Raw genomic sequence first — 10700 nt, forward strand, 5'->3', positions numbered from 1 at the left:
CTGGGAGCCCGATTGAATGTAGCAAGACCTACCTCGTTGAGCAAATACACTATCCCAATTTCAGATTGATATAATGCAATAATCATGAGAAGCTCTCAAGTGAAGCAATGGTGAGAACCCGCTTTCAGGTGGAACCATCCTGCATTTTCACGAGGAGCTTTGATGAGCATAGACTGGGAAGAAGCGATCGCACGTATGATGCGGCGGATCGAGAATACAGCTCAACAAGTTGGCGACGCCTATCCACATTGGGCAGATCCGGAGAGCGGCACCTGGACGACAACTTCAAACGGAGACTGGACCGGCGGCTATTGGCTGGGGATGCTTTGGCTTGCCTCGCGGAGTAACGGCGGCGAGCGCTTCAGAGATCTTGCAGAACGAGGTTGCGAGCGTCTTGAACCGCGCGTCTCGGCCGATACCGCGTTCAAGGCTGCGACCTTCTATTACGGGGCCGGACTGGGTTCGCTGCTCACCGGAAGTCACCGCGCGCGGACGCTCGGCCTTGCGGCGGCACGAGATCTGAAGCAACGCTACAACCATCACCTTGGTCTTGTGCCCCTTGGCGCGAATGCCGAGGAGGGCGCTGACGTGGGAGCCACTGCAAGCAGCGTCGACAGTTTGGTCGTCTCATTGCTGCTGTTTTGGGCCGCTCGAACTCTAGACGACCGCGCGATGCGCGAAGTGGCTGCCAATCATACGGATAAAGTTCTGACCGTCCATCAGCGTGAGGACGGATCCTTCATCCAGTCCTCCTCCCTCGATCCCGAGACCGGCAAGGTTCTCCGACGCTACACACACAAGGGCTTCAGCGAGAACAGCGTTTGGGCAAGAGCACAGGCGTGGGGCGTGGTGTGCTCGACGATCAGCTACTTTTCCGGCGGCGGAGAGGAGCGATGGCGTCAAGCCGCCATGAACGGGGCCGACTGGTGGCTCGCCCATGTGCCAGATGATTGCGTGTCGTACTGGGATTTTGACGCTCCTAAAGCGCCCAACGTCGAGCGGGACACTGCGGCGACCGCTTTTATGGCATCGGCTCTTCTAAAATTGAGCTCGATTGCGCCGACTGACAGTAAGCGGCGGCAATACCGTAGCGCCGGAGAACGCACCGCTTTGGCGCTGGTCGAACGATATCTCACTCCGGTTCATAAGAACGATAGCCGTCCAGCCGGCATGCTGGTGGAAGGATGCTTCAACAAGCGCGGGGATTCGAGAGCCGAGGACTACGTCAGTAATGCCGAATTGATCTTTGGTAGCTACTACTTGTTCGAGGCGCTTCATTTGCTAACCGGCAGGTTGCGGCCTGAAGAAATCTAAAATGGCACTCGCTGCTGGCGAAGGCCAGCGGCGAGCGCTCTCTGTGTCACTCTCGCGTTACCCCGGCCGAAATCCTTAAAGCGGCTTGGAACGGACCTAGGGGCGCATTTGACGGCTGGAGAGATCAAGGGTTTCTTGTTCAGCCGCTGTTCCACTGAGACCATTGCCTTTCCAGAGGGGAGCCGCCGATCGGCCGGACCTCTCTGGAGTGCCCTAACAAGACTGTTATCACTCGCCTACATAGATGCAGCCGCGCTTTTTAGCGATCTGATATACGACCACGCTGAGCAAAGCGACGAGCGACCCGTAGATTGGGAACATCCATGCCATGTCCTCGCGTTGCAACCATACCAGCAGGTAGGGCGTGGTACCGCCGAAAATTGTCACACCGATTGCGTAACCAAGGGCGACGCCTGTCGTTCTCACTGTGCGCGGCATCAAGGTTGTGGCTATGAAGTTGTAGAGAGCCATATTGCAGCCCACCATGGCCCCGCCAACCAGCATCACCATGGCGTAGGTCAGAAGGCTTTGGTGTGAATAGAGCAGCGTCAGGAAGAATGCTGGGATGAGCAGAAGGCGCATCAAGATGAACGCGCGCGAGGGCTTTATCTTGTCTGCAAACGCACCGATGGCAGGTGAAAAGACCATCCAGCAAAATCCCATGAGGGTCAGGATGCCGTACACCCACGTGCTGTTTTCCTTGAAAACACCATTGGCGATGTTGGGCAGGCCCACGTTGTACGTGTAGTTGGCGAGCTGCACCGAGCCGATCACCAAAATCACGGCCAGAAGCGACAGTCGCACATTCCAGAGCGCCTTCCAAACGCCGCCGGTGGTTTTCTGAACGCGCGACATCTCGTCATGATGCATAGCGCGGGCGATCAATGTTTCCGGGATTGCTTGGCGCAGGAAGAAGATGAGGACGCCAAGCAGGCCTCCGACCGCAAACGGCACTCGCCAAGCCCACTCGCGCATGACCTCGGGGGCGACGGCCGCGCTCACCAGAAAAGCGACGAGGCTTGCTCCGATCGAACCCAACATGATGAATGTACCGTTGATCAAGCCGAGATACCGCCCCTCCTCACCTGGTGGTGCCAACTCGATGGCGATTGCATTGGCGACGCCCGCCTCTGCGCCAGTGGCAAGCCCTTGCATCAGTCGAAGAATGACCAGCGCTGCAGTGGCAAGGGTCCCGATGTCCTTATGAGCCGGCAAGATCGCAATCAGGAACGAAGATAGCGCCATGACCGTAACAGCGATCATCATGACGCGTTTATGGCTGATGCGATCTGCGATAGGACCAAGCAAAGCCGCTCCCAGAGGCCGCGCAATGAATCCGGCTCCAAATACGGCAAATGCTCCCAGCAGCGAAACGACCGGGTCATTTGAAGGGAAGAAGTGGGGAGATAGAAAAGCCGCCATGAAGCCGTAGACTTGCCAGTCATACCACTCCAGCGCGACGCCTCCGCCCAGACCAATAGTCATTGATCTCGTTGCAACTTGCTTCTCGGGCTGAATGAAATCGATAGAAGGTTGGGCCATTGTTTGCATGGGTCTGCTTCCGCTCATTGGGTAAGACTGCTTAAGCCTTGCGCGGCAAGCGCGAATGCGCGCCGGCCTGTCGCTTGTTGGCCTGCTCAAGGCGCTGAGATTTCTGGCGGCACGCCCGTAAATGGACGCTGGCGCGATCGAAGGCAGCTGATCGGGCTTCCTTCATTCCAATCGTCTGTGTAACAGCCCGCGGGCGGGCTTATGTCCCAACTCCATGGTCCCTCCTGTAGCAATGCGCCCTTCTGCGGGACGCTTAAGTTTTTCGATTCAAGGCAGGCGGACAAACTCCTCCGCGCTGAGACGTCCGCTCGGCTTGGCGAGGCGAACGTTTCCTACTTTTCCGCGCAAACGATGCGAGCTGATCGAGTATCTGCTTACGTAAGCCGAACTGACCTGGAAAAGGTGAATGATGAGATCGTCTCGGGGCCGCCGCTTGGATCACAAGGACTTGCGCGGAAAGACAAAGGGGCTCGCGCGAGCGCGAGAGGGATGGTTGTAAAGGGCGCGGGCTGGCGAGAAGCTTGGCATGGACTGCAATATCGCCAGCCCAGCCGCTCCTCCCATGAAACCAGTAAATCGCCTCCACCGCTTCGTCTCCCATGACGGCCGGCATCTCTGTGCACTAGCCCAATATCGAGCGAGACCATCACAATGACGGGCCAATGTCAAGCAATAGACTATCTCAAATACAATTAGGATATATCAATCTGGTAGCCATCATTCTAGCTGAAGGATTGATACATCTATACGACTGAAATCGCTCATGAAATATTGGCACCCCCGATTAGCCAAGCACATTGACCTATCTCAATTTGAATGTCAGTCTGGCTTTGCCGCAATCAGCGCGGCTGGCTCTCACCTGGAATGGATCTCGTGCGCCTCATCCAATTTGTATCTCTGAACGGTTCTCGTCATGTCGCTGCGCTCCAGGCGGGCGACGGGGTCCCTGTGCTCGTGAACAATCGGACAAGTGTACGCGAATTAGCCTTGGAGGCAGCCCGCTCCCGGCTATCGCTTGCCGAATGCGTCCAAAGGTGCGGCTTCGGAGAGAAGGTCGATTACGATGCGATCATCCGCGAGAAGCGGCTGTTGCCGCCTCTCGACCACGCTGATCCTTCGCGTTGCATGATCGCGGTGACTGGACTTACGCACCTCGGTAGCGCCGAGTCGCGCGACGCCATGCACGCGAAATTGGCCGCAGGCGAACTTTCCGATTCAATGCGGATGTTCAAGCTTGGCCTGGACGGTGGAAAGCCTCCGCCGGGATCCATCGGGGTCCAGCCAGAGTGGGCCTATAAGGGTGATGGCTCCTGGGCAGTCGCACCTGAGCAACCCCTCACGTTGCCGTCCTATGCTGAAGACGGGGGCGAGGAGGCCGAAATTGTAGGGCTTTACGTCATTGGCGAGGGAGGCGACGTACTGCGTGTCGGCTTCTGCCTCGGCAACGAATACTCCGATCATGTGATGGAGCAGCGAAACTACCTCTACCTTGCTCATTCAAAGCTGCGCCAGTGCTCCTATGGTCCCGAACTCCTCGTGGGCGATCTTCCGGACGAGGTATCCGGAACGGTCCGCGTCTTGCGAGCTGGCGAAGCGATCTGGTCCGGAAGCTTTATCTCGGGCGAGAACAACATGTCTCATTCCATTGAGAATCTTGAGCACCATCACTTCAAATACCGCGCGTTTCGTCGGCCCGGCGACGTCCACGTCTATTTCTTCGGCGCGAGCGCCTTAAGCTTTTCGGCCGGCGTCAAGCTGCGCGGCGGTGACGCTTTCGAGATCGAATCTCCGGCTTTCGGGCGGCCATTGCGCAACTCGCTCATCGAGGAAAAGCAAACAGAGATCGTGAGGGTGCGGCCGCTATGAGCTTGATCTGGTGGACCAAAAATTGGGATAGCGAAAGCGCGGTATTCTGAGATAAGCAATCAAAATGCAGAAATGGCACCCTCACCTGCGGGCTGGCACCGCTCCCCTGTTCGTCCGGCTCGTCGAGGCCATCGAACACGACATCGCGGCAGGAACTCTTGCGGCAGGAACAAGGCTGCCTACCCAGCGTGATTTGGCAGAGGAGATCGGCCTCAGCGTCGGAACGGTCATCAAGGCCTATGCAGAAGGTCAACGGCGCGGCCTGCTTCTGGGGCACGTCGGCCGCGGGACGTTTGTCGCGTCACAGAGGCCGACCCCTGCGTCCGGTGGCAAGGTTGTCGATCTCAGCCTCAACATCCCAGGGCCGGCGTTACTGCCCAAGGTGCTAGCTGAGAGCCCATCTACGTTTCCAACGGCTGACATCTCCGACTACGTGGGATACCTCTCCCACTCTGGTGTTGCCGAACACCGGGCCCAGCTCGCCGGCCTATTTCGTCAATCGGGCTTCGAAGCCAATCCGGACAACCTCGTTATTACGAATGGAGCACAGCACGGGATAGCGCTGACCTTCAGCTCGATCTGCCAGCCTGGTGACAAAGTCTTCGTCGAGGCCGGCACTTATCACGGCATGAAGTCCTATGCTCATTTCGCAAAGCTCGACCTTATCGGGCTGCCGATGGATGGCGAAGGATTGCTGCCGGGCGCTTTCGACAAAGCGGCGGCAAGCGGGGCAGCGCGGGTGCTTTTTGCTATTCCCACCATCCAGAGCCCAACCGCGAGAATCATGAGCGCGGCACGCCGGCGAGAGATCGTGCGGATCGCGCGTAAGCGGGACATCCTGATCATCGAAGATGACGCATACGGCTTCCTGGACGAGACCAGCGAGCCGCTCGCCTCATTGGCGCCGGAGCGGACCTTCTATGTCAATACGCTGTCGAAGTGCCTGGCGCCGGGTCTGCGCATCGGAATGCTCGTCGCGCCCGAGCCTTATCTTTCGCAGATTCATCAATCTATGCGCGCGACCTGCTGGATGGCCTCGCCGATTTCAACCTTCATCGTATCCGAATGGATCCGCACGGGAACAGCCGCGCGCGTGAAGCAGTCTCTGGTCCAGGAGGCGAAGAAGCGCGTGAAGCTTGCCTCCCAAATCCTCCGGCCGCATATACGTGCAGATCATCCGGCCAGCTTTCACATCTGGATGGACCTGCCAAGCGACATTGCTCAACAGGTGGCAGCCCGTTCATTGCAACGGGGCGTCATCACAACGCCGCCCTCGGCGCTCGTGGTTGATCCCTCCTTGATCTCGGGGCTGAGGATATCGATCGGCGTTCCCGAAAACATCGAAGATCTCGAATGGGCGCTCCGCCAGGTCGCAGCTTCGCTCGAAGTCGGCAACGAAGCCAGCATGTCAATCATCTGAACGTGCAGAACTGTTCAACTCGGGCGCTTTCAGGCGGCCGCCATCACGCTCATGGTGGACCTCCATCAAACGCATAGGCTGTCTTCACAGTCGCATAGAACTCTGCAGCGTAGCGCCCTTGCTCACGTGATCCATAGGACGAACCTTTGCGGCCGCCGAAGGGCACGTGATAGTCGACGCCCGCCGTCGGCAGGTTGACCATCACCATGCCAGCCTCCGCGTTGCGCTTGAAATGGCTGGCATAGTTCAGACTTGTGGTGCAGATTCCGGAAGATAGTCCGAATGGGGTGTCGTTGGCGATCTCAAGGGCCTCGTCATAATTTCGCGCCCGGATCAGTGCTGCCACGGGCCGAAAATTTCTTCGCGCGCGACCCGCATCCGATTGTCGACTTCTGCAAACAGCGCGGGCGACAAGTAGAAACCGGGCGCATCGCGTTTCAATAGCTCGCCCCCAGCGACGAGCTTGGCCCCCTCGTCCTGGCCGAGGCGGATGTACATCAAGTCTTGCTCCAGCTGCTTCTGATCAACCACCGGCCCAATCTGCGTTCCTGGCTTGCAGGCGTCATCCACGACCAGCGCATCCATCCTTTCCGTGATAGCTGCCAGGAAGGCGTCGTAAATGCCATCTGTCACGATGAGGCGAGATGAGGCCGTGCAGCGCTGGCCGGTCGAAAAGAAGGCGCTGTTGATCGCGCATTCGACGGCCACCTTTAGGTCGGCGTCGTCGAGCACCACCATTGGATTCTTGCCCCCCATCTCCAACTGCATCTTCTTCATGGGATCGGCAGAAATGCAGGTTTGGGCAATGCGCCGGCCGGTCGACAACGAGCCGGTGAAGGAGATCGCGGCCACCTTCGTACTGGCGAGCATTGTTTCGCCCACGACCGAGCCGCTCCCCATGACGAGGTTGAAGACGCCGGGGGGAACGCCGGCGCGCGCAATGATGTCGCAAAGGGCGTTTGCCGAGGCGGGGACCAGTTCTGCAGGCTTGAACACGACGGAGTTGCCATAGGCCAGTGCCGGGGCGATCTTCCAGGCCGGAATGGCCATAGGAAAATTCCATGGCGTGATCGCCGAGCGGCTCGCGGGACATCTCAACGTCTATGCCGGCTCGCACGGAGAGCAGCTTCTCGCCGCTCAGCCTCAGGCACTCACCCGCGAAGAAATGGAAGATCTGGCCGGCGCGAGCGACCTCGCCGATCCCCTCCGGCAAGGTCTTTCCTTCCTCACGTGAGAGCAGGCGTCCGAGTTCGTCCTTGCGGGCCAATATCTCGTCACCCACGGCTTTCAGAACGTCGTGGCGGCTCTGGATCGTCGAACGCGCCCAAGCCGGAAAGGCGCCATGGGCCGCATCGATCGCACGCTTCGCCTCTTCTACAGAGGCTTGGGCGTACTCGCCTACGATGTCGCGAGTATCAGACGGGTTGATGTTCGCGACTGCCTTGGCTGCCGCAATCCATTCACCGGCGATGTAGTTCTTCGTCATCAGGCCCCCCGTCACCAAGCCTTGCAGAACGTCTCAGGACGTCCAACTGCGTCGGCACCTGCTTTTCGGCGGCAGGGAGTGATCCCCTTTCCGGCAGGTGCTGGCCCAAACGCCTGTTCGGCGCCTCGATTCGGCAATCGCATTCAAAGCCGGTTTCGCAGCGCATTGCAATATATCAATTTTATAATGGGATATAGTAATCTTGACGGCGACGATCGCGCGGCATAGTATCGAGCGTTCCAATCTGAGGGAAAGGCCTGTCGTGAGCGATAAAGCAACTGCCTCCGTAGCGCGTGGCGCCCTTGACGGCTTGATCGTTCTGGAAGTCGGCATGGTGATGCAGGTGCCGCTTGCAGGACAGGTGTTGGGGGATTTTGGCGCGGACGTCATCAAGATCGAACGTCCCCAAGGTGACATCACGCGCGGGCTTGATTTTGAGGCCACCCGCGTCGGCGGGATGAGCGCGTATTACGCTGCGATGGGCAGAAACAAGCGGACACTCGCCTTGGATTTGAAGAACCCGGCCGCCTTTGAGATCTTGCTGACCCTGGTCGACCGCGCTGACGTGTTGATGCACAACTTCCGCCCCGGCGTGATGGAGCGGCTGGGCCTCGGCTATAAGGATCTTAGCACACGCAATCCCCGTCTCATCTATGCTGCGGGGTTTGGTTTCGGGGAAACAGGTCCGCTTGCAGATCGTCCGGGCCAGGACATGCTGGCGCAGGCATTTAGCGGGTTGGCACGGGGAGGACTGCAGGAGCACCAGCCTCCGCAGCTGACGAACTCTCCTATTGTCGACTATGGCGCGGCGATGTCGCTCGTCCAGGGCATTCTTGCCGCCGTCATCGAACGCCAGACCTCGGGCCGGGGACAACTGGTGTCGACGTCGCTGTTCGATGTTTCGCTCGCTATGCAGCTGTGCGAAATCGCCAGCGAGAGCATCTATGGTGTGAAAACCGACTGGACGCGTCAGGCGATGCTCGTCAGGACCGCGGACGGTTGGGTAGCCGTTGTAATGCTCTTTCGCGACAACCCGCTTGGCCTGCTTTGCCAGGCGCTCGATCTACCGGACATAAGCACGCGGCCTGAACTCGCTACACGCGAAAAGCAGATCGAAAATCTGACCGCCATTCAGGAATATTGTGCGCCGGCTTTGATGACCTTGAACACTTCGGAGGTACTCGATCGTCTGGCTTCCGTGGATCTGCTCTGCTCACCTGTGAATGAAATTCCAGAAGCGATCAGCCACCCTCAGGCAAGCCAAAACGGCATCATGTGGCAGGTTGAGGTACCCGGGCGAGGAGTCGTTTCGCTCGCCGGACTGCCAGTCCGGCTCTCACGCACACCTCCAGCCGTCCGGATTCACCCCGCGCCGATCGGTGCCGCTACCGAGGAGGTCCTGACTTCCTTTGGCTTCTCGGAGCAGGCGATTCAGGAGGCTCGAAGCAGAAAGGCTTTCGGATAGCCCGCCCAAACCACAATGTGGTGTCTGTTTTTCCTGGCCTTGCTCGCACGATAGCAACCATATCAACCTCGGGTCCTCGGCAGCTTGCCCGGATGAATGGCAGCGAATTGTGTGCAACGCAATGATCTCTCCGAAGCTCGCTGCAAGCCAGCTTACGCAAGGTGCATCCCGATCCAAGTCGAGAAGAAGTTCTGGTTCTTCTCCCATTCTCCAGGAAGAATTCTCTCGTGATCCAAAAATCCGAACTCGTGCTATCCACTTCCCCTCTCCCGCACGTCCGCCTGCTGAGCATGAACAGGCCGGCGAAGCGAAATGCCCTGAGCAATGAGCTTATCGCGGCACTTGCATCGGCCTGCCGAGACGCAATTTTGGATGAGGACGTCCGCTGCATCGTGCTTTGCGGCACCGACACGTTCTTTTGCGCGGGCGCGGATATCAAGGAGATGCAACAACGCGGCTTCGAGGCCATTAACAATCTCGCCCGACGCAATGATTGGCGCGACCTCACCAACTGTCTCAAGCCGATCATAGCTGCCGTAGAGGGCGTTTGTCTTGGGGGCGGTCACGAACTTGCAATGCTGGCCGATATCATTATCGCAGGCGAAGGCGCGCTCTTCGGTCAACCTGAAATCAACATCGGCGTTTTGCCGGGTGACGGCGGAACCCAGCGGTTGACACGCGTGGCGGGCAAATCGCTTGCCATGCTGATGATCCTCACTGGCCAATCAATTTCGGCCCGTGCCGCAATGCAGGCAGGAATGGTCTCCGAGGTTACAGAAACGGGCCAGGCGCGGGCACGCGCGCTCGAGATTGCGGAAATAATCGCACAGAAGCCGCCTCGATCGACGGAGCTTGCGAAGGCTGCCGTTCTGGCCGCCTATCAAACGAACCTCGATGCCGGTGTGGAATTTGAACGGCAAGCGATCCGGGTTGCTTTCACCACTTCTGATCAGCAGGAAGGGATGGACGCTTTCTTCGAGAAGCGGCCCCCAAATTACCAGGGGAAATAGAACCCCTTTGCAGAATTCTGCTCTTAGGAACACAATACAAAGCGAGCAGATTTGCGAGCGCCGCACGAGAGCCGTCGGGCTGCTTGTGGTGCTGAGGCATTGGAAGCTACGATGGCCTAGCCGGATCATCGTTGATCGTCTCGATCACCCTGTCATCTTCGCTCCCGGCGAGAGCCACGAGTTCAATCGGCGGCGCAACCGCGTCGCTCTGAGCTAAAGCTGGCCGCCGGTTTGCTTCTGGTCGCAATGGTCGAATTGCATCGGTACTTAGATATTCTGGGTACGATTGTCCCGGCTGAGAATATCGGGACTGCTAGGAAGGAGAAATACAGACCGCCGCGCCGTATATGCTTCAGACAAGAGGGTGCCCAGTTGGATCTAGTCGATTGAGGCGAGCCAGTCGAAGCTCAGTCGTAAGGCGACTAAGACGATGCGGCATTTGCGACCGTCGACCTTACTCGTTCGCGCGGATCTGTGCGGTTGCAGTAATACATCTCAAAGCGGCTACCGGTTTCTTGGAATAACTTGTGACCTTCCAGCGCCCGTCGGTCACTCAGCGCAAACGCCAGTACGTGACTCGTGATCCCC

6 protein-coding genes and 1 pseudogene are annotated in these 10700 nt (G+C 58.4%); 5 read left to right on the top strand and 2 right to left on the bottom strand.

The features are described from left to right. Nucleotides 1-162: 162 nt before the first annotated feature. Complete coding sequence (locus tag X265_RS40225; protein ID WP_128929754.1) at nt 163-1314, top strand: glycoside hydrolase family 88 protein; 1152 nt, start codon at nt 163-165, stop codon at nt 1312-1314. Between the two features lie 228 nt (nt 1315-1542). Here the strand turns inward: X265_RS40225 and X265_RS40230 are convergent, their stop codons facing one another. Next, nucleotides 1543-2865 carry an MFS transporter gene (locus X265_RS40230; RefSeq protein WP_164934143.1) on the bottom strand — a complete coding sequence of 441 codons (1323 nt, stop codon included), beginning with the start codon at nt 2863-2865 and terminating at the stop codon, nt 1543-1545. A gap of 873 nt (nt 2866-3738) precedes the next feature. On the opposite strand from X265_RS40230, the gene araD1 reads away from it, so the two are divergent. After that, nucleotides 3739-4731 carry an AraD1 family protein gene (gene araD1, locus X265_RS40235; RefSeq protein ID WP_128930170.1) on the top strand — a complete coding sequence of 331 codons (993 nt, stop codon included), beginning with the start codon at nt 3739-3741 and terminating at the stop codon, nt 4729-4731. A gap of 64 nt (nt 4732-4795) precedes the next feature. After that, on the top strand, nt 4796-6151 hold the full coding sequence (locus tag X265_RS40240; RefSeq protein ID WP_128929756.1) for an aminotransferase-like domain-containing protein: 1356 nt from the start codon (nt 4796-4798) through the stop codon (nt 6149-6151). Between the two features lie 49 nt (nt 6152-6200). On the opposite strand, the pseudogene X265_RS40245 reads toward X265_RS40240, so the two are convergent. Beyond that, a pseudogene (locus X265_RS40245) lies at nt 6201-7637 on the bottom strand (aldehyde dehydrogenase family protein). Nucleotides 7638-7839: 202 nt separating this feature from the next. Between X265_RS40245 and X265_RS40250 the strand changes: the two are divergent. Beyond that, nucleotides 7840-9102: a CaiB/BaiF CoA transferase family protein gene (locus tag X265_RS40250; RefSeq protein ID WP_128929757.1), complete on the top strand. Its 1263-nt coding sequence runs from the start codon at nt 7840-7842 to the stop codon at nt 9100-9102. Between the two features lie 227 nt (nt 9103-9329). Further along, complete coding sequence (locus X265_RS40255) at nt 9330-10112, top strand: enoyl-CoA hydratase-related protein (protein ID WP_232995601.1); 783 nt, start codon at nt 9330-9332, stop codon at nt 10110-10112. Nucleotides 10113-10700: the final 588 nt, after the last annotated feature.

The organism is Bradyrhizobium guangdongense, assembly GCF_004114975.1.
Taxonomy (GTDB): domain Bacteria; phylum Pseudomonadota; class Alphaproteobacteria; order Rhizobiales; family Xanthobacteraceae; genus Bradyrhizobium; species Bradyrhizobium guangdongense.